This window comes from Mesorhizobium sp. CNPSo 4689 (assembly GCF_057784325.1).
In genome coordinates this window covers 1-414 of record NZ_JBWLUZ010000114.1, presented here as the reverse complement: position 1 = coordinate 414, position 414 = coordinate 1, and the positions used below count along the sequence as shown (strand labels likewise).

At 64.0% G+C, this 414-nt stretch carries 1 pseudogene; it reads right to left on the bottom strand.

The features are described from left to right. A pseudogene (locus tag AC04SI_RS33375) lies at nucleotides 1-414 on the bottom strand (OmpA family protein); the annotation flags it as partial.

Sequence of the window (414 nt, the reverse complement as noted above, 5' to 3'; positions counted from 1 at the left end):
CGGCGGCCCGCGCCCGGTCGATCCACGTGGCAGTAGCCTCACCCTCGGCAACGATGCGATCATCGACGATCGAAAGTCGTACTGAATCCGGCGGAGCCAGCGACGCCGTCAGCCGCTTCAACACGAACTCCGGCTCAAGGCTCTGATAGGATTGCCAGTGTGAATGAACGCGAGCGGGATCGAGCCGCGTTCCGGACAACAACGACTGCGGGTCGGCGGCAAGCGGGTCTCTCAGGCCTGCAATGTAGAATTGGCCATCGCGCACCTTTTGTTCGGCAACGATGATGCCCGGCTGGGTCCCCAGTCGCGACACATAGGCCTGCCAGCGTTCCGCCTCGCGTTCTTCGGGATCACGGACCCTGGAGATATCGAATGCCGGTCCGCCTGCCGAAAGTTGTTGGGCGGCGGCCCGCG